Origin of the sequence: Microbispora corallina, from assembly GCF_016863035.1 — a bacterium.
In the GTDB taxonomy this organism is placed as follows: Bacteria; Actinomycetota; Actinomycetes; order Streptosporangiales; family Streptosporangiaceae; genus Microbispora; species Microbispora corallina.
Window position 1 is genome coordinate 124,279 of the sequence record NZ_BOOC01000018.1, and the last position, 24,039, is coordinate 148,317.

Genomic DNA, 24,039 nt, shown 5'->3' on the forward strand with positions numbered 1-24,039 from the left:
GGACTCCCTCACTGCCCGTCCGCCTCGTACCAGCGTAGGACCCGGTCCACGAGGGTCCCGGCGGCCCCCGTGTACGCGGCGGGGTCGAACAGGCCGGCCAGTTCCCCCCGGGTGAGGTGGGCCGACGCCTCAGGCTCCTCCGCCAGGACCTCGGCCACCGACCGCCCGGTCGCGGCGGCCGCCGCCGACGCCCGCGCGAGCAGGCGCTTGGCGGCGGCCTTGCCGAGCGCGGGCGCCAGCACGGCGGCCGCCCGCTCGGTGACCATCAGGCTGCCGGTCAGTTCGAGGTTGGCCCGCATGCGCTCGGGGAAGGCGGTGAGCCCCTCGGCCAGCTCGGCCGTCACGGCCGCGGCGCCGCCCACCAGCCGCAGGCACTCGCGCAGCGGCTGCCACTCGGCGTGCCAGGCGCCCGCGGGCCGCTCGTCCTCGGCCGCCATGCACTGGTGGAGCGTCGCGGCGAGCATCGGGACCTGCAGCGCCGCCGAGCGGACCAGCGTGGCGAGGACCGGGTTGCGCTTGTGCGGCATGGCCGACGAGACGCCCCGGCCGGGAGCCGCGGGCTCGGCCACCTCGGCCACCTCGGTCCGCGACAGCGACTGCACGTCCACCGCGATCTTCCCGAGGACCCCCGAGGTCACGGTCAGCGCCGCCGCCAGGTCGGCCAGCGGGACGCGCAGCACGTGCCACGGCACCACCGGCTCGGCCAGGCCGACTTCGGCCGCGAAGGCCGCCATCAGCCGTTCCGGGTACGACTCCGGGTCGGGCGCCGCCGCGATCCGGGCGTACTCCACGTACCCGGCGAGCGTCCCGGCGGCGCCGCCCAGCTCGGCCGGCAGGCTCAGCCGCACCCGCCGCAGCCGCTCCTCCGCCTCCATCAGGGCGTGCAGCCAGCCGGCCGCCTTGAGCCCGAACGTCGTGGGGACGGCCTGCTGGGTCAGCGTCCTGCCGGGCATCAGGGTGTCGCGGTGCCGCGCCGCGAGCCGGGCGACCGCCGCCGCCGCCCGGCCCAGGTCGGCCAGGATCAGTCCCACGGCCCGGTGGGCCACCAGCATCGCGGCCGTGTCCATGATGTCCTGGCTGGTGGAGCCCCGGTGGACGTACTCGGCCGCATCGGCGTCCACCGCCGCGACCGCCGCCGTGAGGTCCTCCACGAGCGCCACCACCGGGTTGGCGGTCTCCCTCGACCGGCGGGCGAGGGAGACCAGGTCGAGGCCGTCCTCGCCGGCCACCTTGCCGATCATGCCGGCCGCCTCCATCGGGACCACGCCGAGCCGGGCCTGGGCCCGGACCAGGGCGGCCTCCGCGTCGAGCAGCGCCCGCAACCAGGCCGCGTCGTCGGTCGCCCGCTCGACGGCGCTCCCCGCGCGCACCGGGGACAGCAGGCCCGCGTCGAGCCCCGCGGTCTCCATCGCCGTCACCCCACGCTCATGGTCAGGGCGCGGGCGGCGCGCGGGGCGGCCGGGGCGCGGTGGACGGCGGCCGGGCGGACGGCGGGGCGGCTGACCTGCTGCGGGCCGGGGCCGTCCAGCAGGGCGAGGACGCTCTGGGCGATCGCGTCGGAGTCGCCGAGGATCACCGAGTTCACGCCAGGCCGGACGCCGGCCGCCGTCACCCAGTGCACCGACTCGGTCGGCACCCCGTACGCGAACCTGCGCGGGTGGGCGCGCCCGGCGGCGTCGACGAGGTGGTACGGCCGCGGGGTGACCGCGAGGCCGCCCGTCTCGTAGCCGCCGCCCCCGCCGATCCGGTACGTGCGGCACTGCCCGGTCGAAAGGAGGTGGCGCAGCAGCGGGTCGGCCGTGCGCCGCAGGTCGATCTCGGGCAGCCGGGCCTCGACCAGCACCCGGCTGCGGACCCGCGACCCCGGCACGGCGGCCGACTCCGCCTCGAAGGCGCCGTCCACGGCGCGCATCCTGACGTCGGGACCGAGGACGGTGAGCACCCCGGCCTCGATCAGCGCGATCATCTGCTCGACGCGGTGGGCCGGCGGGCCGATGGACAGGAACGCGTTCAGCGGCGTGTACCAGCGGTCGAGGTCGTCGCGATGGGAGTCCCCGGTCAGGCCGCCGTGGTCGACCACCTGCCGGATCTCGTTGCGCAGGTCGCGCATCACGTCGAGGGCGGCCTTCACCGGCCCGTCGGTGTTGCCCGCCCGCGCCTCCGCCAGGTCGGTGCGCAGGTAGGCGGTGAGCCACCCCCGGAAGTCGGCCGGCCCGGAGAAGGCGATCCCCCGGTACGGCTCGGCGATCCGCTCCCAGTCCCAGCGCGCGTCGCGTCCGATGCCGAAGGCGTCCAGCACGGTCGCCTCGCCCGGGTCGCCCCAGGGGCGGTCGAGGTACGCCCGGCGGAACCGGCCGACCGTGCAGGCGCACTCCCGGGTTGCCAGCAGGGTGGCGTAGTAGACGGTCTCGACCTCCTTGGCGATCAGCGGCCACAGGTCGGCGCGGAAGTCGAGCCCGCCCTCGACGGCCGACCGCTTCGCGAGGTCCGCCAGCACGTCGGGGGTGAGCAGCAGCGGGGTGTGCCGGCCCTCGACGCCCTTCTGGTTCTCGCCGCGCGCCTGGTAGGGGATGCCGCGCCGCGACCCGGCGTACAGCATCGGCTCCCGCCCCGACCGCCGGTAGACCAGCCGGCCGTCCCGGCGCTCGAACGTGCCGCCCCGGCCGGCGGTCAGCAGAGCCATGTGGTCGAAGAAGTTCAGCCCGAGCCCACGCAGCAGCACCGGCTCGCCGGGCAGGACGCCGGACAGGTCCACGTCGGCGGGGTTGGCCGGCGGGACGTAGACGAGGCCGTGGGCCCCGGCGAAGGCCGACATCTCGCGCTCGGCCGCCGAGGGCTCGATCGGCAGATGGCCCTGCGCCATGACCACCGCGTCGAGCGCGCCGAGCATGGTGCCGTCCTCCAGCCGCACGCGTTGGAGGACGGTGCCCGGCACGTCGTCGAGGGCGACGGCGCGGGTGCCGTGGACCTGGATCGCGACCTGGCCGGGCGCCCCCGCCACGATCCGCTCGAACACCCACTGCAGGTAGCGACCGTAGAAGGCCCTGCTCGGGTACGTATCGGGGCCGAGCGCCCCGGCCTCCGCCACCATCCGCTCGTCGAGGCCCTCGACCCCGCCGAGCAGGACGACGTGCCGCGCCCACTCGTACAGGCTGGGGCCGGTCTCGAGCGGGCCGCGGATGTCCACGCTCGGATCGGTGAAGAGCGTCACCTGCGAGGCGACGGTGTTCATGAGCAGCTGCCCCGGCTGGCCGGTCCGCCACACCTGGCCGGGGCCGGGCGGGAACGGGTCCACCACGTGCACCAGGATCCGGCGGCCCGGCTCGACCCGGCGGGCGCCGGCGCACAGCCGCTCCAGGACCGACATCCCGCGGGGGCCCGCCCCGATCACGCACACCTCGAGCCGCCGGGCCGAGTGAGTGTTCGTCCGCATCGCTACCTCCAGGTCACCGTCGCCGGCCCCTCGCCGGCTGATGAGATCGAGGATGCGGCAGACGTGCGTTGACCAGGTATGTCGGATCTCGCGAAGTAGTGTTAAGCACTGCTTTATGCACGATGTGACGCGCCTGGCGGCGCTGGTGGCGGTGGCCGAGGCCGGATCGATCACCAAGGCCGCGGCCCGGCTGGGATACACGCCGCCCGCGCTCTCCCAGCAGATCGCCAAGCTGGAACGGGAGGCGGGGACGACCCTGGTGATCCGGCACCGGCGCGGTGTCACGCTGACGCCGGCGGGCGCGCTGCTCGTCGGGCACGCGCAGCGGGTCCTCGACGAACTGGAACGGGCCCGGCACGGCCTGGCCGCGGTCGCCGGGCTGTCGGGCGGCCGCATCACGATCGGGACCTTCACCACGGCCGGCATCCACCTGTTGCCGCCGGTCCTGGCTGCGTTCCGCCGCGCCCACGCGGGGGTGCAGGTGAACATCCGGGAGTACGAGCCGCCGGCCGGGCTGCCCGCGGTCGCGGCCGGCGAGGCCGACCTGGTGCTCACGCACACGTACGAGCACCAGCCCGCCGTGCCGCTCCCGACCGGGATCACGGTCGAGGCGCTGCTGGTGGAGGAGCTGGTGCTGGTGGCGGCCCCCGGCCACGCGCTCACCGACCCGGCCGAGCCGCTGCCGTGGCGGGAGCTGTCGGGGCGGCCCCTCATCAGCGGCTCGCGGGGGCTGGCCAACCGCGAGGCGCTGGAGGCGCTGTTCCGGCGGGAGGGGCTGCCCGCGCCGGTCGTCGCGTACGAGACCGCGAACTACGGGATGTCGTGCGCGCTGGCGGGCGGCGGCATGGGGCTCGCGCTCGTGCCGCGCACGGTCGCGGAGATGTCGGAGAACGCGCTCAGCATCCGGCGCCTCGCGCCGCCCGGGCTGCATCGCACGATCAGCCTCGTCTGGCGCACGGACGACCGGTCGCCGGCGCTGGCCACGGCGCGCGCGCTGTTCAAGAGCACGGGACGCACGCTTCCCCGGCGCGCGCCCGAGGAGCCCGCCCCGTGAGCCGCGCGCCGTTCACGCGCGGCTCCACGGGCCTTCGGGAGACGGGTCAGGTGAAGTCGAGGTCGCCGGTGCGGGTGCGCTTCAGCTCGAAGAAGTAGGGGTACTTCGCGAGGGCGCGGGCGCCGTCGAAGATCTGCAGAGCCTCCTCGCCGCGCGGGATGTGCGTCAGCACCGGGCCGAAGAACGCGACGCCGTCGATGTGGATGGTGGGGGTGCCCACCTCCTCGCCGACCGGGTCCATGCCCTCGTGGTGGCTCTTGCGCAGGGCCTCGTCGTACGCGTCGGTCGTGGCGGCCTCCGCCAGCTCGACGGGGAGCCCGACCTCGGCCAGGGCCTCCTTGGCGACGACCGCGAAGTCCTTGTTGCGCTCGTTGTGGATGCGGGTGCCGAGGGCCGTGTACAGGTCGCGCAGCACCTCCTCGCCGTGGTTCTCCGCGGCCGCGATGCACACGCGGACCGGGCCCCATCCCCTGTCGAGCAGGTCGCGGTAGAAGTCCGGCAGGTCCTCCTTGTTCTCGTTCAGGACCGACAGGCTCATCACCCGGAACCGCAGGTCGATGTCGCGCTGCTTCTCCACCTCCAGGATCCAGCGGGAGGTGATCCAGGCGAACGGGCAGATCGGGTCGAAGTAGAAGTCCACCTTGGGGCGCTCGGCCGTGGTGGCCGGCTCGGTAGCCGTCATCGAGGTCTCCTGACTGGAGGGCATCGGGGAGCTGTGGGCCGGATCCCGCGCGGGTCCCCCGGCACGCGCGCCTAGCGAACGTACCCGAGGGCCCGTGAGCTGGACCACCGCACTCAACCCCTGCAACCCCCGGTCTCGTCCCCTGATTCCCCAAGGGAGGGACCGGGCCGTGTGCGGGTCGCCGATGTGCCCTCGTATGGTGGGCGTGACGGACACCACAGGGATCGGGGGCGCGATGGGCACGGCGGCGAGCGGCATCGTCGAGGGGGCGGCCGCACTGCGGAACCTCCATGTCCAGGGCAGCCCGATCGTGCTGCCCAACGCGTGGGACGCGGCGTCCGCCCGCGCGGTCGAGGCCGCCGGGTTCCCCGCGGTCGCCACCGGGAGCGCGGCCGTGGCCGCCGTCCTGGGGTACGGCGACGGGCACGAGGCCCCGGCGGAGGAGATGTTCGCGGCCGTCGCCCGGATCACCCGCGTCGTGGGGGTCCCCGTGACCGCCGACATCGAGCGCGGCTACGGCCTCGCCCCGGCCGAGCTCGTCGGGCGGCTGCTGGAGACGGGCGCCGTCGGCTGCAACCTGGAAGACTCCGACCCCGCCACCGGAGCGATGATCGACCCCTCGGAGCAGGCCGACTTCCTGGCCGCGGTGCGCGCCGCCGCCCGCGACGCCGGGGGCGACCTGGTGATCAACGCCCGGGTCGACGTGTTCCTCCAGGGTGAGGGACCGGCGGAGGACCTGCTGGCGGAGGCGGTCGACCGGGGCCGCCGCTACCGGGAGGCCGGCGCCGACTGCGTCTACCCCATCCTGGCGAGCGACCCCCAGGTGATCGGCGCGCTCGTGCGGGAGATCGGGCCCGTCAACGTCCTGTTCCGGCCGGGCGTGCCGAGCATCGCCGAGCTGGCCGCCCTGGGCGTGGCCCGGATCAGCTTCGGCGCGGGCCTGCACCAGGCCGCCCAGGAGCTCACCGGCCGCATGCTCGACGCGGTCGCCCGCGGCGACAGTCCGTTCGCCACGCCCGGGGCCTGACCGGAGCGGCCGGCGGGCTTGACGCCGGCCCTACGCGCGGCCGCCCTACCATCGGGTCCATGACATGCGTGCTGGTCGTTGAGGACGATCCAGCGATCGGCTCGGAGCTCGCCGAGGCGCTGGCCGGCCACGGCTACGAGGTGGGGCTGGCCACCACAGGCGAGCAGGCCGTCCGCCTGGCCGAGGAGACCCCGCCCGACCTGGTGCTGCTCGACCTCGGGCTGCCCGACGTCGACGGGGTCGCGGTGTGCCGCCGGCTCAGGTCGGCCCTGCCGTACACGGTGATCGTCGTGCTGACGGCGCGCACCCAGGAGTTCGAGGTCGTGGTCGCGCTCGACGCGGGTGCCGACGACTACCTGACCAAGCCGTTCCGGCTGACCGAGCTGCTGGCCAGGCTCCGGGCGCACCTGCGCCGCCGCGTGGTGCCGCAGGAGGAGCGCAGCGTGGCCGTCGGGCGGCTCCGGCTCGACCTGCCCGCGCGGCGGGTGTTCGTCGCCGGGGACGAGCTGCCCCTGCGGCCGAAGGAGTTCGACCTGCTCGCGGCCCTCGTCACCCGCGCCGGACAGGTCGTCACCCGCGAGCAGCTCATGGAGGAGGTGTGGGACGTCAACTGGTTCGGCCCCACCAAGACCCTCGACGTGCACGTCTTCGCGCTGCGCCGCAAGCTGACCGAGCACGGCGAGGACCCCCGGCGCATCTCCACCCTGCGCGGCCGCGGCTACCGGTACGAGACCGACCTGTGACCCCGCTCACCTCGTGGGCAGCAGCAGGCTGAACACCGGCGGCGCGGGGCGGCGGAGGATGAGCCGGCCGCCCTCGGCCTCCGCCAGCGACCGGGCCAGCGGCAGGCCGATGCCGTGGCCGTCGTGGGACGGCCCCGCGAACACGTCGCGCCCCTCGGGGATGCCCGGCCCCTGGTCGCTGACCTCGATCGCCACCCCGTCGCCCAGGTCGGAGACCTCCACGGCGACGTCGCCCGCGCCGTGGACGGCCGCGTTGTCCAGCAGCACGTGCAGGATCTGCCGTACGGCGGCGGCGGACGCGACCACCTCGGGGACCTCGGCCGGCAGGCTCACGGTGACCCTGCGGTCGTCGTCGGTCAGCGTGCCGCGCCCGTGCGCCGCCGCCTCCTCCACGAGGGCGCGCACGTCGAGCCGCTCCCCGTCGCCGCCGCCCCGCCTGAGCCGGACCAGGTCCTCGATCGTCGTCCGCAGCCGCTCGCCCCGCTCGACGGCCGTGCCGATGGCGGCCCGCAGGTCGGCGTCGGGACGGGACAGCGCGGACTCCAGGCCGAGCAGCATGCCGGTGAGCGGCGTGCGGAGCTGGTGCGACACGTCGGCGTTGAAGGCCCGCTCCCGGTCGAGCATGTCCCCGAGCCGCCGGGCCGTCGCCTCCAGGGCCACCCCGACCGCGTTCGCCTCACGGACGTCGGAGCGTGGAGTGCGGACGGAGAAGTCGCCCGACCCGAGCGCCTCGGCCGACATCGTGAGGTCCTCCAGCGGCGCGGCCAGCCGGGCCGACTGGCGCAGCGCGAAGGCCGCCGCCAGCCCGATCACGGTCACGGCCAGCGCGGCCATCAGGATCCACGCGCGGACCACGCGGGCGCGGACCGTCCCGTACGGCAGGGCCACCCGGACCACGCCCGCGAGCTTCTCGTCCGAGGGGATCGGGGCGGCCACGACGAGGTAGCCGTGCTCGATGTCCTCGTGCACCTGGCCGTCCAGGGCGTCGGTGGCCGCGTCGGAGCGGGCCGGCCCCTGCCCGGCGATCCGCTGCCCGCCCCCGCCGTAGAAGCCGACCGCCAGCCGCGACGGCAGCCCCCGGGGCAGCGTCACGGAGGGGACCCGGCCGCTCAGCACGTCGTCGGGCACGACGGCGGCGATCCACGAGGCGTCACGGCCCAGGGCCGCCGCGCTGTCGTCGTGGTAGAGCCGCTCCATCGCGACGCCGAGCGGGATCGCGAACAGCGTGACGGCCAGGGTGGCCACGCCCACCATGGCCCCGAGGACCCGGCGGCGCAGCGGCCTGCCGTCCGGCCGCCCGGCGGGAGCCGCGGGCGCCTTCCTTCGCGGTGTCACCAGGTCAGACTGCCAGACCCCGGGGGTGCCCGTCGCGGCTCGGCCCACCCGTGCCCGATGTCCCGATATAGCGCTGTATCGGAGACGAGGGACATGCGTGCCGGGCCACGGCGAGCGCGGATCTCGCCGGAAGTCGGGGGCGCGCCGGCCTCCCGCTCCGTACCCTCGACCGCATGGTGCGGGGGGTCTTCGAGTCGGCGCGTGTCCGGGTCTCCGCGTCGTACCGTTCGCCGGCCGCCTCTCGCGGGCCCCGCCTCGCGCTCGCCGCGGTGGCGGCGGCCTACACCGCGGTCCTCCTGACGGTGACGTTGCGGATCGGGCTCGGCTGGGACGAGAGCGTCTACGCGAGCCAGGTCGCCCGGGGCGTGCCGGCGGCCGACTTCAGCGCGCCGCGCGCACGCGGGGTCCCGCTGCTGCTCGCGCCCGTGGCCCTGCTCACCCCGTCGGCCACCGCGATCCGCGTCTACCTGAGCCTGCTGTCGGGTCTGGCACTGTACGCGGCGCACCTCCCCTGGCTCCGGCTGCGCGGCGGCCCGGCGGTCCCGCTGGCCGCGGCGCTGTTCGGCGGCCTGTGGCTGTCGCTCTTCTACGGCAACGAGGCCATGCCCAACCCCTGGGTCGCGTACGGCGCGGTCGCCGGGACCGGCCTGTTCCGCCTCGCCTGGAGGGGCCGTGACGAGCCCGGCCGGGGCAGGGGCGCCCTCGCCGGCACGGCGCTGGCGTTCGCGGGGGCCGCGCTGGTGCGGCCCACGGACGCCACCTGGCTCGCCCTGCCGCTCCTCGCGTACGGCCTGGCGCGCGGGCGCCCCGGGCCCGCCTTCGCGGTCGCCGCCGGCACGGCGGCAGGCTGGGCCGAGTGGTGCGTGGAGGCCGTCCTGCACTACGGCGGCCCCCTGGCGCGGCTGCGCGCGGCCGGCGCCGAGAACGACACGGGCCTGCACCTCACGATCCTCGACCATCTACGCGCGCTCGACGGGCCGCTGCTGTGCCGGTACGGAACGCCCTGCGGCGGCTACCCGCTGCGGCACATCGCCTGGCTGGCGGCGCTGATCCTGCTTGCCGCGCTCGGACTGTGGACGGCCCGCGGCCGCGCCGCCGCCTCGGGTCCGCACTCCATTAGCGCCCGGCACCCCACCGCCTCACATCCCACGGCCACCGCTCCACACCCCACCGCCGCTCCGCACCCAAGCACCGCGGCCGCCTCGCCCCCCGCCGCCCCGCGCAGCCTCGGCGGGGGTCTGGGGGTCGCGGCGGGCTCCGGGGTGTGCCTGGCCGCCTCCTACGTGTTCACCGTCGGCTACGCCGCGCCCCGCTTCCTCATGCCGGCCTACGCCCTGCTGGCGCTGCCGGCCGCCGAGGGCCTGGCCCGGCTCGCCCGCCCCCGCCTCGTACGGCCGCTGGTGGCCGCCGCCCTCACCGCGTACTTCGTCCTCCAGGCGGGGACGCTGGCGTCCTGGGTCGAGTACCAGCGGGCCAACCGCGACCGCGACCTGGCGACGGCCGCCGGGCTGCGCACGCTCGGCCTGCGCGCGCCGTGCCTCGTCTACGGGCACCACGCCGTCCAGGTCGGCTACCTCGACCGGTGCTCGTCCGTCGGGGTCTTCTCCCGGTACGGGGGGGCGACGCCTCCCGCGAGCATCAGGTCCGCCCTCGCCCGGCACGCCTGGGTGTCCGTGATCACCTATCACCGCCGTCCCCCGGCCGCCTACCTCGCCTCGTGGACGCGGGTGCCGCTCCGGGTGAGCGCGGTCACCACCTGGTACGCGTACCTCCCGCCGGAACAGTGAGTCCCGCCCCTGTCGATCCGGGGCCCTCCGTTCGACCAGGAGCGAGACGCCGGACCGCCCGCTGCCGGAGCCGGGCAGTTCCTGCTGACCGGCGGCCGGCGTTCTACAGGTTCAACTGTGCAGTTTGAGTTGCACAGCTTAGGCTGTCGACTTAGGGTGACAGCGCTGGTGAGAAGGCGACGCCGCGAACCGGCACCATCCACACCCGAGAGGACATCCCATGCCCGTCACGACCCTGGATCCGACGACCGCGCTGGTCGTCGTCGACCTGCAGAACGGCGTCATGGCCATCCCCGGCGCACCCCACACCACCGCCGAGGTGCTCGCCCACACCGTCGAACTGGCCGAGGCGTTCCGCGCCCACGACCTGCCGGTCGTGCTCGTGCGCGTCACCGGCGCGCCGGACGGCTCCGACGCGACGCCCGGCCGCACCGACCGCGGCCGTCCTCAGCGGATCCCGGCCCCCGGCTGGGACGAGATCGTCGAGGACCTCGCCGGTCACGCCGGCGACATCCTGGTCACCAAGCGCAACTGGTCCGCGTTCTACGGCACCGACCTCGACCTGCACCTGCGCCGCCGGGGCGTGACACAGATCGTGCTGACGGGCGTCGCCACCAGCATCGGCGTGGAGTCGACGGCGCGCGCCGGGCACGAGCACGGCTACCACGTCACGATCGCCACCGACGCGGTGACCGACGCGGACGCCGACGCCCACCGCAACAGCGTGGAGAAGGTCTTCCCGCGGCTGGCCGAGACCGGCACCACCGGCGACATCCTCCGGATGCTCGGCACGACGCACGGCTGACCGGCACGCCGGACGTCCTCAGCCCGGGTCGCCGTACGACCAGCCGGACCAGCGGGTGACCCGGACGAGGACGGCAGGCCCCGCCGGGGGGCGGTCGCGGTACTGGGGGTACTTCTCCACCAGCCCCGCGACGGCCCGCTCCCGCTCCGCGCCCGTGCCCGCGATCCGCGCCAGCCCGTCGGCGCGGGCCCACCAGAGCCGCTCCCAGTCGTCCTCGTAGTGGTCGGCCAGCAGGCAGACGGCGGGGTTGTCCGCGATGTCGCGAAGGCGCCGCAGGTCGGTCGAGGACTTCGGCTTGTGGTCCACGGCGGTCGCCACCGTCCCCGCGTCCCCGTCGTCCAGCAGCGCGAACGTCACCGGGACCAGGCGCGGCACGCCCTCGTGGCCGGCGGTCGCGAGCCTGGCCACCCGGGCCGCGGCGAACAGGCCGCGGGCGCGCTCGGGCGGCAACCTCACCCGCCCAGCCTATGCACAATGAGGGGATGAGCGACTGGCGGGACACCCGCACGCGGCTGCGCGCGTTCGCCCTCGGCCTCCCCGAGGCCCACGAGGACTTCCCCTGGGGCGACACGGTCATCAAGGTCAACAAGAAGGTGTTCGTGTTCCTGGGGGTGGAGGAGCCCACCGAGAAGTGGTCGCCGTCGTTCGGCGTCAAGCTGCGCGACTCCCACGGCCACGCGCTGAGCGTTCCCGGCGCAGCTCCGAGCGGGTACGGCCTGGGCAGGGCCGGCTGGGTGACGGTCCCCTTCGCCGGCGACCTGCCCGAGCAGGACGTGCTGCACGACTGGGTGGAGGAGAGCTACCGCCTGGTCGCCCCCAAGCGGCTGTCCGCGCGGATCGAGCGCGCTTGATCACTTCCAGGGGACAACTTATGGTGTCCGCCATGGAGCCATCGGACTTACTGGACCGTGCCCGCGCCCGCGCCAAGGACCCCGCCGACCCGCTGGAGACCCTGACCGCGGCGATCGCCCTCGGCGCCGAGCTGGGCGCCGGCGCGGACGCCCTGCTCGACCTCGCCGTACGGCAGGCCAGGGACGCCGGGGTGTCCTGGACGGCCATCGGAGAGCGGTTCGGGTTCTCCCACCGGTCCCCCAGGAGACGCTTCACTCCCGCCTTCGCCCACCGCCACCTGGCGAACCGCCGCCGCAGGCTCGACGCGTCCTGCTCGTTCTGCCGCCGGCCGCCGGGCCCCCGCGTGCGGATGGTGCACGGCGAGGCCGGCCGCATCTGCGAGAAGTGCGTCGCCCTCGCCACCGACATCGTCGCCGGCCTGGCCCGCCGTACCTGAGCTGCCGCCCGCAGAGCCGCCCCCCGCAGAGCCGCCCCCCGCAGAGCCGCCCCCCGCACAGCCGCCCCCCGCACAGCCGCCGCCCCGCACGGCAGGCGAACGCCGTCAGGTGACGGTCAGCCGCCGGGCGTACCGCTCGTCGCGCCACAGGTCCTCACGGAGGACCTCGGCGAGGGCCGTGGCCGCGTCGTACGCGTCCACGTACCGCAGGTAGAGCGGGGCGAAGCCGAACCGCATGACGTCCGGCTCCCGGAAGTCGCCCACCACGCCGCGGTCGGCGAGCGCGCGCACGACCGGGTAGCCGTCCGGGTGGCGGTAGCTGACCTGGCTGCCGCGCCGCTCCGGGTCGCGGGGGGTCGCGAGGACCAGATCGGTCCCCGCGTCGTCCACCAGCTCGATGAACAGCGAGGTCATGGCCTGGCTCTTGGCCCGCACCTCGCGCAGGTCCACCCGCTCCCAGATGTCCAGCGACGCGTTGAGCGCGGCGTACGACAACACGGGCGGGCTCCCGGTGGCGAAGCGCCGCACGCCGGTCGCCGGGCGGTAGTCCGGCTCGAACGCGAACGGCGCGGCGTGGCCGTGCCACCCGGAGATCACGTTGCGGACGGCCTCCTGGTGCCGTGGGGCGACGTAGATGTAGGCGGGCGCCCCCGGGCCGCCGTTCAGGTACTTGTAGGTGCAGCCGACCGCGAGGTCCGCCTCCCCGACCTCGACGGGCACGGCGCCCGCGCTGTGGCACAGGTCCCAGATCATGATCGCGCCGGCCTCGTGGACCTGACGGGTCACGGCCGCCATGTCCCTCAGGGCGCCCGTGCGGTAGTCGACCTGCGAGAGCAGCACGAGCGCGACGTCGTCGCCGAGCGCGTCCTCCAGTCCGGCCAGTCCGGCGCCCGAGCCGATGTCGCGGATCTCGTACGACCCGAGCGCCGCGACCGCCCCTTGGACGACGTACCTGTCCGTGGGGAAGTTGTCGAGGTCGGAGACGACCACCCGGCGGCCCGGGCGGAGCGGCAGGGCGCCCGTCACGGCCTTGAAGATGTTGACCGAGGTCGAGTCGCCCGCGAGCACCTGGCCCGGTCCGGCGCCGATCAGCGGCGCGATCCGGTCGCCCGTGCTCTCCGGCAGGTCCCACCAGCCGGCGGTGTTCCAGCTCGCCCCCATGTGGACGCCCCACTCGGTCTCGACCGTGCGGGCCACCCGCTCCGGCGTGCGGCGGGGCAGCGCGCCGAGCGAGTTCCCCAGCAGGTAGACGATTCCGGGCGGCAGCGCGAACTCGTCCCGCACGTCCCGGAGGGGGTCCCGGGCGTCGAGGGCCTGGCATTCGGCTCGGGTGATGGCCACGGTCAGTTCCTCCGGTCACCGCGCTTGGTCGTATCTATCGTCATATAGGACCGTATGCGGGTCGAAGGGGGCTCGCGGCGGTTCACTTCCACGATCCGGACACTCGGACCCTTACCGCCCGGATAGTTCCCTGCGCCCCGGCCCGCCACCTGACTGTGGCCGCCGACGCCGGTCGCCGCGAATCGGCCGGGACAGTCATCGCAGCGCTGATAACACAGCGTTGGTGGACGGCCGAATACCGGCCGGGACCGTTCCACGATTACGGGTGGCTATAACTCGCAGGGATCACCACACCGGCACGATCCGCTCAAAATAAGCACGGGACCAACCTGCGACTCTGTGCGATCGTGGACAAGACGGGGCAAGTTCTCTGTAGACGCCAATCCCCCGTTGGTGACAGAGGGTGATCAAACGTGACGGAGTCCCCGGTGCATCACGAGTCCCCGATCTACCGCCGCATCGCCGACCGGCTGCGCGAGCAGATCATGTCAGGGACCCTCGGTGATGGGGATCGCTTACCGGGCGAGAACGCGCTGATGGCCGAGTACGGCATCGCGAGGGCGACGGCGAGGCAGGCGCTCGCGGTGCTGATCAACGAGGGCCTGGCCGTGCCACGACGAGGGTCCGGGGTGTACGTCCGCCTGTTCCGGCCCATCCGGCGGCACGGGTCCCGGCGGCTGTCCCGGCAGCAGTGGGGACAGGGGACGGCCATCTGGGACTCCGACGCCCGTGGCCGGGCGTACACGGTGGACGAGATCCAGATCCAGCGGGAGGCTGCCGGCGAGCAGGCGGCGCAGGTGCTGGGCGCGCAGGACGTGTGGGTGCGCCGCCGCCGCTACTCGGTGGACGGGCGGCCGGTGCAGCTCGCCGTCTCGCACTTCCCGGCCGACCTGGTGGAGGGCACCGCGATCACCCTTCCCGACACCGGCCCGGGCGGCGTGTACGCGCGGCTGGGCGACCTCGGCCACACGCCCGTGCACTTCACCGAGGAGGTGCGGGCGCGGATGCCGCTCCCCGGGGAGGCCGAGCTGCTCGGCCTGCCCGCCGGCAACCCGGTGATCGTCATCAGCCGCGTCGCGTACGCCGTGGGGGGCGTCCCGGTGGAGCTGAACGAGATGACGCTCGACGCCGCGTCCTATGTACTCCAGTACGACTTCGAGGCGTAGGTCAAGCGGGTAGGTTGACCTGACCGCCACGATCATTGATTTCTCTAGAGATGTCCCGCACCTTGTGGGTGAGACGTCAAGAACACCCGGGCACGCACGGCGAGGGAAGGTGGACGGAGTGTCCTTTGACCGACACCTTGCTGAGATCGCCCGGGAGTTCCCGGACTGGACTATTTGGCGGAGTGACGCAGGCCGCTGGTGGGCGACGCGGCACCATCCGTTGACGTCCGCGCAGCGGGCGGCCGGGTGCGCGATGACCGTCGACGCCGACGACCCCGAGGGGCTGCGGGGGCAGCTGCGCGACCAACAGGAACGTGCCACTGCCGTCGATCCGTGAGCGCGGAAGCCCCCGACCCTATCGGGGGCGGGGGCTTCCGCTTCCAGTCCGGGCGCGCCTTCTCCGGGCGCGCTCCCGTCCGGACGCGCGCCGGGCGCGTCTTCCAGTCCGGGCGCCCGTTCCAGTCCGGACGCGTCTTCCAGTCCGGGCGCGCGCCGGCGCGCGCCCGGGCCGCGCGATCACTTGCTGTTCAGGGGCTCCTGCCGGCCCGGCTCGGGCCGCACCCGGCCGAGGTCGACGTCGGTGTCCTCGGCCGGCTCGAACGGACCGCGCTCCGCCGGCCGGTCGCCGCCGATGATCCGCACGCCCTCGTCCCCAGGGAAGTCGCCGGGGACGTCGCCCGCGGGCTCGGCGGGAAGGCCGCCGCCGAGAGCACCGGGAAGGCCGTCCTCGATGTCGCCGGGCTCCTCGGCGTCCCCGGCCGCGCCGCGCTCGGAGTGCCCGGAGTGCTCCGAGAGCTCCGACAGCTCGGGGGTCTCGGCCCGGTCCTCGTGGGTCGCCTCGGCGGGGGCCGCCTGCTCGCCGTGCCCGTTCTGCCCGGCCGGCGCCTGCGGCCGTACGGCGGAGGTCTCCTGGACGGGCTCCTGGTGGGCCGTGGGCGGGAACTGCGGCGCGGGCGGCAGCACGGCGGCCTCGTCGATGAGCGGCCCGGCGGCCGACTCCCGGTTCAGCAGGTCGCCCAGCACGGAGCCGATCTCGCCCAGCCGGCGCATGACCTCCGCGTGGGTGTCGGTCAGGTAGGCGACGCGGCGGCCGGTGTGCTCGTCGAGCGCGTTCACCCGCTGCTGGGCCGCCGACATGATGGACTCGGCGTGGCTGCGGGCCTCGGTGACCAGGCGCTCCGACTCCTGCTGGGCCTTGGTGAGCCGGCGCTCCGCCTCGGCGCGCGCCGCGCGCAGCGTCTCCTCGGCCTCCGCGCGCGCCGACCCCAGCGTCTCCTCGGCTTCCGAGCCCGCCTGGGACAGCAGCCGCTCTGCTGAGGCCGTGGCGTCGGCGACCCGGCGCTCGGCCTCCTCCTGCGCGGCCGTCCTGATCGCGTCGGCCTGCTCGCGGGCCGACATCACGAGCCGCTCCGCCTCGGCGGACGCGTTCTCCCGCAGCCGGGTCGCCTCGGTCTCGGACGCCTCCTTGTTGGCCGCCGCCTCCTCGTGGGCCAGCTTGAGGATCTGGCTCAGCCGCTCGCCCAGCTCGTCCGGGTTCTGCGGGGACTCGGCCATCTTGCGCCGCGCCTCGGCCAGCTCGATGCGGCTCTGCTCCGCCTGGTCGATCGTGCGCGCGAGCCGTTCCTCCAGGTCTCGGATCTGGTTACGAGTCCTGATCATGTAGTCGTGCACCTGCCGGCGGCTGTAGCCGCGCATCACGACTTCGAAGGAGTCGTCACTCATGAGGTCGGGGAAGTTATCGGTCTGGTTCGTCATGGAAAGCCCTGGGGGTCGGAGATCAACGACGGTAACGCACGTCAGGACACGACTTTCCTGCTATCCGGTGGACATCGCAACCCGAACGCCCTGGCTCCCCTGGAAAATGCAGGACACCGGCACCGCTCCCCGAAAGGCCCGCGTGGGATCATGACGACATGTCGTACATAGCTGCCCTGGACGGCGACGCCATCCCCGACATCCACCCGGAGGCCTGGGTGGCGCCCGGCGCGGTCGTCGTCGGACGGGTTCGGCTCGGCAGCGGCGCCAACGTCTGGTACGGCTCCGTGCTGCGCGGCGACGACGAGCGGATCGAGGTCGGCGCGGACTGCAACATCCAGGACCTGTGCTGCCTGCACGCCGATCCCGGGGAGCCGGCCGTCCTGGAGGACCGGGTGAGCCTGGGGCACCGGGCCGTGGTCCACGGCGCCCGCGTGGAGACCGGCGCGCTCGTCGGCATCGGCGCGATCGTGCTGGGCGGCGCGGTGATCGGTGCGGGGACGCTGGTGGCCGCCGGCGCGGTCGTCCCGCCGGGAGCCACGATCCCGGCCGGGGTGCTGGTCGCGGGCGTTCCCGGCCGGATCGTCCGTGAGCTCACCGACGCCGACCGGGCCTCCTTCGCCGGGACTCCTGAGCGATATCGCGCCAAGGCCCGTCGCCACTCGGAGGCGTCCGCGGCGTCGTGACCGCGGCGAAGGTGCCGGTCAGCGCCCGGTGGTCGGACAGCTCGGGACGGGTGTCGATCACTGCGGCCCGCAGCGGGCGGTAGTCCGCCTCGGTGCCGAAGATGTAGTCGATCTTCCGGCCTCCCCGTGTGGTGGCCTCCCCTCCCCGGACCGGGACGCCGCAGGAGGCCGCGTCCGCCTCGGCGTACGGGCCGTCGCCGACGCCCATGCCGTACAGGGGGCTGAGCTGCGGGTCCTTCGGCATCCGGTTGAAGTCGCCGGTGAGGATGACCGGGTCGCCCCCGGCGTACGAGGTGACGAGCCGCAGCACCTGCCTCGGGGTCTCCGTGTCGGACAGGTGGGTGACGCAGCTCACCGCGCGGCCGGGGCCGACCGGGCCGCGGGCGCACAGCAGGCCGCGCGGGTGGACGACCTCGCCCGCCCGCGGCGCGTGGTCCACGCGCAGGCGGCGGCGCAGCGGCGGCCCCTCGGTCCCGTCTCTCAGCGCGAGGGCGACGCCGAACGTCAGGCCGTCGGGCGGCGTCGTCTCGTCGGTCAGGTCGCCCCACAGCCGGCGGCAGCCGTCCGAACGCCCGGGGCCGCACCCCCGGGCGTAGCCGTACCAGACGATCCGGTAGCCGGGCAGCGCCCGCTTCAGGAGGCTCACCTGGGCGTAGCACATCTCCGTGAACGAGGCCACGTCCACCTTCCTGCCTCTGATCAGGTCGGCGACCTGCCGCGCCCAGGTCTTCCTCCGCGCGTACGTCAGGTCGGCCACGCAGGTGCCGGCCTTGTTGCCCGACGCGCAGACGTTGTAGGTCAGCACGTTCACGATGCCGTTCACGAAGGCGGCCCCCTGGGCCGCCGCGGCGGGATGCGCCCGGCCGATCACCAGAGCGGCCAGGACCACCCCCCAGACCACCAGTCCCGTCGCGTCGCCGCGACGTCCCCCTGCCGTTCGCACGCGCCACTACCTCCCGTCAGCCGGGAGCCCTAACGGGCGTCCGTGATCAGGAGGGCCTGACGACAAATCCCCCCATAGAGGGAGAAGGTATCCAGATGCGGATCAACCCACCCACGCGCCAGTGGTGAAATTTCCTACATTGATTGCCATGACCGGCGCTGCGACGGCCAGGTAGGCCATGAAGACCCAGGGCCTCCGGACGGCCGTGACGCCGACCGACAGGTACAGCGGCCACCACAGCAGCGACGCCCTGCCGACCGACATGTAGAACGACGACATGGCGAGCAGCGCCACGGCCTGCGGCGCGAGATAGGCGAAGTCGGCCCAGCGGCGCCGGACGACCTGCCAGACGATGAGCGCCACGAGCACGCCCGCCGCGATCATCTCCTCGCGGTACGACGTCTGCAGGACGGGCTCGTTCAGCGACCGGTCCCACGTGTTGAGGAAGACGGTCCACGGCTTCTCGGGGAACCGGCCCCAGTAGTCCGCCTCCGCCTGCTTCCACGCCATCGGCATGCCGGTCCGGTGCCAGAGGTAGAGCATGTACGCGAGGACGGGCAGGCCGGGGACGAGCAGCCACGGCGCCTTGCGCCAGCCCGTGGACCGCAGCCCGTTGTCCGACACGAGGAAGGCCACGGCCAGCCCGGCCGCCAGGAACAGCCCGGAGATCCGCACCGACGACGCGAACGCGGCGCAGACGGCGGCCGCCTCCCAGCGCCCCCTGCGCGCGAGCAGCCAGGCCGGGACCGCCAGCGCGAGGAACGGCGCCTCCGAGTAGCCGGCCAGCATGAACACCGCGAACGGGCTGAGGAAGAACGCCAGCACCGTCCACGTGCCGCTGCCCTCGCGGTAGGACTCGCCGAGCCGCGACAGCGCCACCGCGACGACCGCGCTCCCCACCAGCGTCACCAGCACGATGGCCAGGCTCCAGTCGGACACCACGACGTGGAGGACGCGCAGGAACAGCGGCAGCCCGGGGAAGAACGCGGTCAGCTTCGGCGCGTCCGGCATGCCCGGCGAGCCGTCGTAGCCGTACTGGGCGATGGTGATGAAGTTGTCGCTGTCCCACGGCGTCAGGCGGTCGAGCATCGGCGCGTCGGTGCGCCCCGGCGCGGCCAGCACCATGTAGATGTACGTCGCGACGTGCCAGAAGAACCAGATCAGCAGGGCCATGCTGTCGGCGGGGCGCAGGTGCCACCAGCGTGGCGCCTCCGCCTCCAGCCCCGACGCCCCCGACGCCTGCGCCGCCTCCGCGGCCTCGGCGTCCCCGGTCGTCTCCTCCGCGGTGGTCCCGCCGCTCGCGGCCTGCTGGGTCTCGGTCACGAGCACCTATGGAATACGTCCTGAGAGGCCATGCCAAGAGGCAAATATGGGGGTTCGCGGGCCGTCCTGGGAAATCTCGCCGTTTCCCCAGGTCAGCCGCGCCAAATCGGGCGTTTCCATCGGGTGAAACTTTCACGACGGTACGCCGGTCCGGCCCTTCCGCCTCCTGTCGGACGGCCGAACTACCATTGCCGGGTGCACTGGGACATGCACTGGGACGGGTTCACGGCGATGGAGCGCGACGTCCGCGCCCTGGTCGCCGATCCGCGCTGGGCGCTGCTCCCGCCCCTCGGCCGCGCCCAGGCCATCGCCCAGCGGGCCCTGGTCACCCCCGACGGCTCCCGCTGGCTGTTCGGGGCCCTCGGCCGCTGGTACCGCCTCGACCGGGTGGACGGGCGATGGCACCTGTCCCCGCCTCCGCTGCACCCGGCCGTACGGGCCGCCGCCCGGCCGCAGCCGCCGGGCGTCGTCGTCCCACATCTGCTCGTGCCCGGCGGCCCCGACTTCGCGTACGACCGGGGGTCGACCCAGGGCTTCGTCGGGCCCGACGTGCCGCGCGAGATCACCGAGCGCGTGCGGGCGCTGCTGCTGGCCCACCGCGGTCTGCCCCGTGAGGCGTTCCCCCTGCCCGAGGGGCCGTTCCGGGAGGTCTTCGCCGACGACGTGACGGGGGCCGTGGCGGCCGTCTGGGGGACGATCATGTGGGCCGCCTACGCGCCGGCCTTCGACGGCAACGAGGTGCTGCTGTCGATGTTCGGCGAGTTCCTGGCCCGTCCGCTGCCGGGCGACGACTGGGTGCGCTGGCTGCCTGCCGGGTCGCTCGCCGCGCTCGTCGACCTGTACGCCGAGCGCGTGCGCGCCGGCGCCCAGGAGGCCGGGCTGCGCCTGGCCGGGCTGATGGCCGAGACCGCGACCGTGCTGCGCGCCGACGCCCGCTTCCGGCCCCGCGCCGACGCGCTGCTCGCGATGGCCGAGCCGCTGCTCGCCCGGCCCTGGCTCGACCACCACGCCCTTCCCGGCGGAGCCGTGCGGGAGGCCTGGCTGGCCCGCTGCCCGCCGCACCTGGCCGCCGCCGCGCTGCCGGAGACCGCGCCGGGCGAGCACTTCCGGCACAGCTTCTACGACCTGGCCGAAGCGCTCGGCTACACGGCCTCCCGGGGCATGGACCCCCGTTCCGTGGCGGCGTCGCTGCTGGCCGCCGACGTCGCCGGCGTCTGCGGAGCGTACGAGCCCTCCTGGGCCGCGCCCGGCGCCTCGGGGACGGCGGAGGTGGTGACCGCGCTCTACCCCTGGATCGACGACGAGCTCCGGCAGGCGCTCTACGTCACGCTCGCCGACCCGTCCCATCCCCTGCGCGGCTGCTGGCCGCGGGGCGGCGAGCTCCCGCCGGCGCTCGTCCCGCCCGACCGGGGGACGGCCGCCGCCGTCCTCGGCTCGGCGTACGCCACGGGGCTGGCCTGGTGCCGGCTGACCGGGATCGCGGCGCCCCCGGCCGGCTTCGCCGTCTGCTCGGCGCTCGTGCAGTGCCTGATCCACCAGCGCGACGACCCGCGCCCGGAGGCCGCCTCAAACGGCCACCCGCGGGACCCCGAGGAATCCGGATGGCTGTTCGAAACTAGAAATACGGATATTTCATCCTTACCTCCGCTTTAGCAATCCCTTCCCTTCATCACCGTCCTTTTCACCGAATCGTGATCTCCCTATCGGGGAAATGGTCAGGGAGGGACGAGGGACGCCCGCCGGAATGGTCCCGATGGGCCATGTCGCGCAAAGGTACCCGGACGTAACCTCGTGGTGGGTGTGGGCTGCGGAAGGAAGGACGACGCGGTGGGGCACGACGACCTGGACTCTCGGGTCCACGACCGTGTCGCGTTGGACGAGATCGCGCTCTACGCAGAGGTGCTGGAGGCCGTCAACTTCACAGATGACCGACTGACCTTGGAAGAGCTCGACAACGCGCTCGGATTGCGGACTTCGGCGAGTCGCTGAAGGCTCTGAGAGCACGAACGATCCCGGACTCCCGTAGGGGGTCCGGGATGGTTTTTTCGGACTAGGCAGTCGTCCTCCCGGCGGCCGGGTGTTCGACCGCCGGCGTCCGTCAGGAGCGGACGAGGCGGGCGATGGCCGCCGACGCCTCCTTGACCTTCTCCTCGGCCTGGGGGCCGCCGCCGGCCACCGCCTCGGCGACGCAGTGCGAGATGTGGTCCTCCAGAAGGCCGAGGGCCACCGCCTGCAGGGCGCGGGTCGCCGCGGAGACCTGAGTGAGGACGTCGATGCAGTAGGCGTCCTCGTCGACCATCCGCTGCAGTCCCCGGATCTGCCCCTCGATCCGCCGCAGCCGGGTGAGGTAGGCCTGCTTGTCTCCGCTGTACCCGTGCATGCCCCCACGATACCCATGACCCGTATCGCTCGCGCCGGTCGTCGCTCGGGCCCCCGGGGCCGGTAGGCCGCTTTACCAAGGGGTAGCTCGGGAGAGACCGGGGAAGGATTCTTGGACTGGCACGGAGCCGGCCATGGAGTCTGCGATGGAGTCCCAGACGATACTCCGCTCGCTGCCCTTCGCCGTGATGGGGGCGGTGGCCGTCCTCGACCTGCTCGCCGGGCCCCGGCTCGGCTTCCTGTCCCTGCTCACTCTCGGCCCGGCGTTCGCGTCGGTGTCCGGCGGCGTCCGGTACACGGCCGCCGTCGGCGGCATCGCGCTGGCCATCTGCCTGCCGCTGTCCGTCTACGACCATCTGCTGGGCAGGCAGCAGAACATGATCACCTTTTTCACGATCGCCGGGGTCACCGCGGCCAGCATGCTCGCCAGCCGGCTGCGCAACCGGCGGGAACGCGAGCTCGCGAACGTCCGTCTCGTCGCCGAGGCCGCCCAGCGGGTGCTGCTGCGCCCGGTGCCCCGCCGCGCCGGCGACCTGCGGATCGCCCTGTCGTACACCTCCGCCGCGGCGGACGCCCAGATCGGCGGGGACCTGTACGAGGTGGTCACGACGCCGCGCGGGGTGCGGCTGCTCGTGGGCGACGTCCAGGGCAAGGGGCTGGACGCGGTGGAGACCGCCGCCTGGGTGCTCGGCGCGTTCCGCGAGGCGGCCTACGACGAGGCCGAGCTCGCGGACGTGGGCGAACGGCTGGAGACCAGCCTCTCCCGGCACCTGGGCGGCGAGAAGTTCGTCACGGCCGTCCTCGCCGAGGTGCACGACGACGAGATCTCCTTGCTGAACTTCGGGCATCCGTCCCCGCTCGTGCTCGGCGGGGACGGCTCGGTCCACCCGGCCGAGCCGCAGGAGGAGGCGCCCCCGCTCGGGCTGGTCTCCCTCGGCTCGCCGAGGCCCAAGCCGTACAAGATCTGGTTCGCGGAGGGCGACCAGATCCTCTTCTACACCGACGGGGTCATCGAGGCGCGCGACGCGCGCGGGCGGTTCTACCCGCTGGAGGAACGGGCCGCGCTGCTGCGGGCGGGCGAGCCGCAGGCGGCGCTGGACTGCCTTCGGGCGGACCTGCTCGCGCACGTCGGCGGGCCGCTCCCGGACGACGCGGCCATGCTGCTGCTGCGCAGGCAGCGGTCCTGACCGCGTCCGTTCTTTGCCCTGTGCAATGATTGGCCGATCGGCCGGTACAGTCGCAAACCGGGACGAGCCCCAACCAAGAACACGCACGGGCAGCGGAAGCGGGCGAGATCATGGAGCAGGAGAGGCCGCGGCCATCCGGCCACCCGTTCTCGGCGTCCGCCCGGATGCGCGGCGACGTCGTCGTGATCGAGATGGCGGGCCAGCTGGACATGATGTCGGCCTCCGCCCTGCGCTCCTGCCTCGCGCAGGCGGTGACGATGTCGGCCCCGCCGCGGATCGTGCTGGACGCCTCGATGCTGACCTTCTGCGACTCCACCGGGGTGAGCGTGCTGATGGGGGCGCTGCCCGCGATCGGCGCGGCCGGCGGGCGGATGGCGCTGAGCGGCGTGCACGGCCGGCTGGGGCGGATTCTGCGGATCACGGGCCTGGAGGCGGAGCTGACCATCTTCGCGACCGTCGACGACGCCGCGGCCGACCTGGTACGACGCCCTCCGGCCTGACCCTCCCACGCCGCCTTCGCCGTCCCGGACACGTGCCCGGCGCCGGCCCGTGATGCAATACCCCCGGGCGAACGGGAGGAGCCGGGGAACATGGCGGAGCAGGCGGGCGACGAGCCCACGGGCGACGATCTCGAAGCCGTGGCCTCGGCCGTGCTCACCGCGTCCCGCCTGCTGGTGGCCGTCTCGGCGCGGTCGCTGGCCGCGGTCGAGGACAGGGTGACCCTTCCCCAGTTCCGGATGCTGGTGGTCATCGCGCAGGGGGAGGCCACGCTCGTCCGCCTGGCCGACCGGCTCGGCGTCAACCCCTCCACCGCCATGCGCATGGTGGACCGGCTCTCCGCGACCCGTCTCGTCCGGCGTGAGGTGAACCCGAACGACCGCCGGGAGACGCTCGTCGGCCTGACCCCCGAGGGGCGGCGGATCGTGGAGGAGGTGACGGCCCGCCGCACGGCGGAGATCACCGCGATCCTGGGACGCATGCCCCCGGAGCAGCGCCGGGCGCTGGTCGTGGCCATGCGGGCCTTCAGCGAGGCCGGGGGCGAGCCGCCCGCCGGCGGGTCCTCGCCGCTCGGCTGGCCCGACCTCCCGCCCGCCTGATCGGCCGC

Annotated in this window: 25 protein-coding genes; 15 read left to right on the top strand and 10 right to left on the bottom strand. The window is 74.1% G+C overall.

Annotation, left to right across the window (positions count from 1 at the left end):
- Positions 1–8: 8 nt before the first annotated feature.
- Both Mco01_RS20055 and Mco01_RS20060 read right to left on the bottom strand, forming a co-directional pair.
- Positions 9–1,409, bottom strand: coding sequence for a nitrosuccinate lyase (locus Mco01_RS20055; RefSeq protein ID WP_204058473.1), 1,401 nt, complete (start codon positions 1,407–1,409; stop codon positions 9–11).
- Positions 1,410–1,414: 5 nt separating this feature from the next.
- A complete protein-coding gene (locus tag Mco01_RS20060; RefSeq protein ID WP_204058427.1) occupies positions 1,415–3,433 on the bottom strand; it encodes an FAD/NAD(P)-binding protein in 2,019 nt (672 codons plus the stop codon).
- Between the two features lie 115 nt (positions 3,434–3,548).
- Here Mco01_RS20060 and Mco01_RS20065 point away from each other — a divergent pair, with 115 nt between their 5' ends.
- Positions 3,549–4,487 carry a LysR family transcriptional regulator gene (locus Mco01_RS20065; protein ID WP_204058428.1) on the top strand — a complete coding sequence of 313 codons (939 nt, stop codon included), beginning with the start codon at positions 3,549–3,551 and terminating at the stop codon, positions 4,485–4,487.
- A gap of 46 nt (positions 4,488–4,533) precedes the next feature.
- Here Mco01_RS20065 and Mco01_RS20070 read toward each other — a convergent pair whose 3' ends face one another.
- Positions 4,534–5,169, bottom strand: a complete 636-nt coding sequence (locus Mco01_RS20070) for a mycothiol-dependent nitroreductase Rv2466c family protein (protein ID WP_204058429.1) — start codon at positions 5,167–5,169, stop codon at positions 4,534–4,536.
- Between the two features lie 205 nt (positions 5,170–5,374).
- On the opposite strand from Mco01_RS20070, the gene Mco01_RS20075 reads away from it, so the two are divergent.
- Positions 5,375–6,196, top strand: coding sequence for an isocitrate lyase/PEP mutase family protein (locus Mco01_RS20075; RefSeq protein WP_239103756.1), 822 nt, complete (start codon positions 5,375–5,377; stop codon positions 6,194–6,196).
- Positions 6,197–6,255: 59 nt separating this feature from the next.
- Positions 6,256–6,939 carry a response regulator transcription factor gene (locus Mco01_RS20080; protein WP_204058430.1) on the top strand — a complete coding sequence of 228 codons (684 nt, stop codon included), beginning with the start codon at positions 6,256–6,258 and terminating at the stop codon, positions 6,937–6,939.
- A 6-nt stretch (positions 6,940–6,945) separates the two neighbouring features.
- Here Mco01_RS20080 and Mco01_RS20085 read toward each other — a convergent pair whose 3' ends face one another.
- Positions 6,946–8,274 (bottom strand): sensor histidine kinase, encoded by a 1,329-nt coding sequence (locus Mco01_RS20085; RefSeq protein ID WP_239103757.1) that lies wholly within the window; start codon positions 8,272–8,274, stop codon positions 6,946–6,948.
- A gap of 173 nt (positions 8,275–8,447) precedes the next feature.
- On the opposite strand from Mco01_RS20085, the gene Mco01_RS20090 reads away from it, so the two are divergent.
- Both Mco01_RS20090 and Mco01_RS20095 read left to right on the top strand, forming a co-directional pair.
- Positions 8,448–10,061: a hypothetical protein gene (locus Mco01_RS20090; protein ID WP_204058431.1), complete on the top strand. Its 1,614-nt coding sequence runs from the start codon at positions 8,448–8,450 to the stop codon at positions 10,059–10,061.
- 220 nt (positions 10,062–10,281) lie between these two features.
- Entirely contained in the window at positions 10,282–10,866 is a 585-nt protein-coding gene (locus tag Mco01_RS20095; RefSeq protein ID WP_204058432.1) for an isochorismatase family protein, read from the top strand.
- A gap of 18 nt (positions 10,867–10,884) precedes the next feature.
- On the opposite strand, the gene Mco01_RS20100 is transcribed toward Mco01_RS20095, so the two are convergent.
- Positions 10,885–11,322 carry a TIGR03668 family PPOX class F420-dependent oxidoreductase gene (locus Mco01_RS20100; RefSeq protein ID WP_204058433.1) on the bottom strand — a complete coding sequence of 146 codons (438 nt, stop codon included), beginning with the start codon at positions 11,320–11,322 and terminating at the stop codon, positions 10,885–10,887.
- Positions 11,323–11,348: 26 nt separating this feature from the next.
- On the opposite strand from Mco01_RS20100, the gene Mco01_RS20105 reads away from it, so the two are divergent.
- Positions 11,349–11,717: an MmcQ/YjbR family DNA-binding protein gene (locus Mco01_RS20105; protein ID WP_204058434.1), complete on the top strand. Its 369-nt coding sequence runs from the start codon at positions 11,349–11,351 to the stop codon at positions 11,715–11,717.
- Between the two features lie 32 nt (positions 11,718–11,749).
- Entirely contained in the window at positions 11,750–12,154 is a 405-nt protein-coding gene (locus Mco01_RS20110; protein ID WP_204058435.1) for a ClpX C4-type zinc finger protein, read from the top strand.
- Between the two features lie 105 nt (positions 12,155–12,259).
- Here Mco01_RS20110 and kynU read toward each other — a convergent pair whose 3' ends face one another.
- A complete protein-coding gene (gene kynU / locus Mco01_RS20115) occupies positions 12,260–13,501 on the bottom strand; it encodes a kynureninase (RefSeq protein ID WP_204058476.1) in 1,242 nt (413 codons plus the stop codon).
- 407 nt (positions 13,502–13,908) lie between these two features.
- Here kynU and Mco01_RS20120 point away from each other — a divergent pair, with 407 nt between their 5' ends.
- Together Mco01_RS20120 and Mco01_RS20125 are read left to right on the top strand one after the other, a co-directional pair.
- Positions 13,909–14,661, top strand: a complete 753-nt coding sequence (locus Mco01_RS20120; RefSeq protein WP_204058436.1) for a GntR family transcriptional regulator — start codon at positions 13,909–13,911, stop codon at positions 14,659–14,661.
- Between the two features lie 118 nt (positions 14,662–14,779).
- Complete coding sequence (locus tag Mco01_RS20125; RefSeq protein ID WP_036324338.1) at positions 14,780–14,998, top strand: hypothetical protein; 219 nt, start codon at positions 14,780–14,782, stop codon at positions 14,996–14,998.
- A gap of 179 nt (positions 14,999–15,177) precedes the next feature.
- Here the strand turns inward: Mco01_RS20125 and Mco01_RS20130 are convergent, their stop codons facing one another.
- Positions 15,178–16,383 carry a coiled-coil domain-containing protein gene (locus Mco01_RS20130; RefSeq protein ID WP_204058437.1) on the bottom strand — a complete coding sequence of 402 codons (1,206 nt, stop codon included), beginning with the start codon at positions 16,381–16,383 and terminating at the stop codon, positions 15,178–15,180.
- 191 nt (positions 16,384–16,574) lie between these two features.
- On the opposite strand from Mco01_RS20130, the gene Mco01_RS20135 reads away from it, so the two are divergent.
- Positions 16,575–17,102, top strand: a complete 528-nt coding sequence (locus Mco01_RS20135; protein WP_204058438.1) for a gamma carbonic anhydrase family protein — start codon at positions 16,575–16,577, stop codon at positions 17,100–17,102.
- Here the strand turns inward: Mco01_RS20135 and Mco01_RS20140 are convergent.
- Together Mco01_RS20140 and Mco01_RS20145 are read right to left on the bottom strand one after the other, a co-directional pair.
- Positions 17,011–18,045, bottom strand: a complete 1,035-nt coding sequence (locus Mco01_RS20140; protein ID WP_204058439.1) for an endonuclease/exonuclease/phosphatase family protein — start codon at positions 18,043–18,045, stop codon at positions 17,011–17,013. The genes Mco01_RS20135 and Mco01_RS20140 overlap by 92 nt on opposite strands.
- Positions 18,046–18,147: 102 nt before the next feature.
- Positions 18,148–19,368, bottom strand: coding sequence for a mannosyltransferase family protein (locus tag Mco01_RS20145; RefSeq protein ID WP_204058440.1), 1,221 nt, complete (start codon positions 19,366–19,368; stop codon positions 18,148–18,150).
- Positions 19,369–19,563: 195 nt separating this feature from the next.
- Here Mco01_RS20145 and Mco01_RS20150 point away from each other — a divergent pair, with 195 nt between their 5' ends.
- Together Mco01_RS20150 and Mco01_RS20155 are read left to right on the top strand one after the other, a co-directional pair.
- Positions 19,564–21,021: a hypothetical protein gene (locus Mco01_RS20150; RefSeq protein ID WP_204058441.1), complete on the top strand. Its 1,458-nt coding sequence runs from the start codon at positions 19,564–19,566 to the stop codon at positions 21,019–21,021.
- Between the two features lie 174 nt (positions 21,022–21,195).
- A complete protein-coding gene (locus tag Mco01_RS20155) occupies positions 21,196–21,357 on the top strand; it encodes a hypothetical protein (RefSeq protein ID WP_169806330.1) in 162 nt (53 codons plus the stop codon).
- A 109-nt stretch (positions 21,358–21,466) separates the two neighbouring features.
- Here the strand turns inward: Mco01_RS20155 and Mco01_RS20160 are convergent, their stop codons facing one another.
- Entirely contained in the window at positions 21,467–21,748 is a 282-nt protein-coding gene (locus Mco01_RS20160) for a metal-sensitive transcriptional regulator (protein WP_036324345.1), read from the bottom strand.
- Between the two features lie 133 nt (positions 21,749–21,881).
- On the opposite strand from Mco01_RS20160, the gene Mco01_RS20165 reads away from it, so the two are divergent.
- The 3 genes from Mco01_RS20165 to Mco01_RS20175 all read left to right on the top strand — a co-directional run bounded on the left by Mco01_RS20165 (position 21,882) and on the right by Mco01_RS20175 (position 24,031).
- Entirely contained in the window at positions 21,882–22,934 is a 1,053-nt protein-coding gene (locus tag Mco01_RS20165) for a PP2C family protein-serine/threonine phosphatase (protein ID WP_204058442.1), read from the top strand.
- A 110-nt stretch (positions 22,935–23,044) separates the two neighbouring features.
- Positions 23,045–23,434, top strand: coding sequence for an STAS domain-containing protein (locus Mco01_RS20170; protein ID WP_204058443.1), 390 nt, complete (start codon positions 23,045–23,047; stop codon positions 23,432–23,434).
- 90 nt (positions 23,435–23,524) lie between these two features.
- Positions 23,525–24,031, top strand: coding sequence for a MarR family winged helix-turn-helix transcriptional regulator (locus Mco01_RS20175; protein WP_204058444.1), 507 nt, complete (start codon positions 23,525–23,527; stop codon positions 24,029–24,031).
- Positions 24,032–24,039 lie beyond the last annotated feature (8 nt).

Bases quoted from the DNA above. Each gene is read 5' to 3' on its own strand.
- Mco01_RS20175 (WP_204058444.1), top strand. From the start codon at position 23,525: ATGGCGGAGCAGGCGGGCGACGAGCCCACGGGCGACGATCTCGAAGCC.
- Mco01_RS20165 (WP_204058442.1), top strand. From the start codon at position 21,882: ATGGAGTCTGCGATGGAGTCCCAGACGATACTCCGCTCGCTGCCCTTC.
- Mco01_RS20070 (WP_204058429.1), bottom strand. From the start codon at position 5,169: ATGACGGCTACCGAGCCGGCCACCACGGCCGAGCGCCCCAAGGTGGAC.
- Mco01_RS20130 (WP_204058437.1), bottom strand. From the start codon at position 16,383: ATGAGTGACGACTCCTTCGAAGTCGTGATGCGCGGCTACAGCCGCCGG.
- Mco01_RS20060 (WP_204058427.1), bottom strand. From the start codon at position 3,433: ATGCGGACGAACACTCACTCGGCCCGGCGGCTCGAGGTGTGCGTGATC.
- Mco01_RS20170 (WP_204058443.1), top strand. From the start codon at position 23,045: ATGGAGCAGGAGAGGCCGCGGCCATCCGGCCACCCGTTCTCGGCGTCC.
- Mco01_RS20135 (WP_204058438.1), top strand. From the start codon at position 16,575: ATGTCGTACATAGCTGCCCTGGACGGCGACGCCATCCCCGACATCCAC.
- Mco01_RS20160 (WP_036324345.1), bottom strand. From the start codon at position 21,748: ATGCACGGGTACAGCGGAGACAAGCAGGCCTACCTCACCCGGCTGCGG.
- Mco01_RS20110 (WP_204058435.1), top strand. From the start codon at position 11,750: ATGGAGCCATCGGACTTACTGGACCGTGCCCGCGCCCGCGCCAAGGAC.
- Mco01_RS20065 (WP_204058428.1), top strand. From the start codon at position 3,549: ATGCACGATGTGACGCGCCTGGCGGCGCTGGTGGCGGTGGCCGAGGCC.
- Mco01_RS20080 (WP_204058430.1), top strand. From the start codon at position 6,256: ATGACATGCGTGCTGGTCGTTGAGGACGATCCAGCGATCGGCTCGGAG.
- Mco01_RS20090 (WP_204058431.1), top strand. From the start codon at position 8,448: ATGGTGCGGGGGGTCTTCGAGTCGGCGCGTGTCCGGGTCTCCGCGTCG.
- Mco01_RS20095 (WP_204058432.1), top strand. From the start codon at position 10,282: ATGCCCGTCACGACCCTGGATCCGACGACCGCGCTGGTCGTCGTCGAC.
- Mco01_RS20055 (WP_204058473.1), bottom strand. From the start codon at position 1,409: ATGGAGACCGCGGGGCTCGACGCGGGCCTGCTGTCCCCGGTGCGCGCG.
- Mco01_RS20105 (WP_204058434.1), top strand. From the start codon at position 11,349: ATGAGCGACTGGCGGGACACCCGCACGCGGCTGCGCGCGTTCGCCCTC.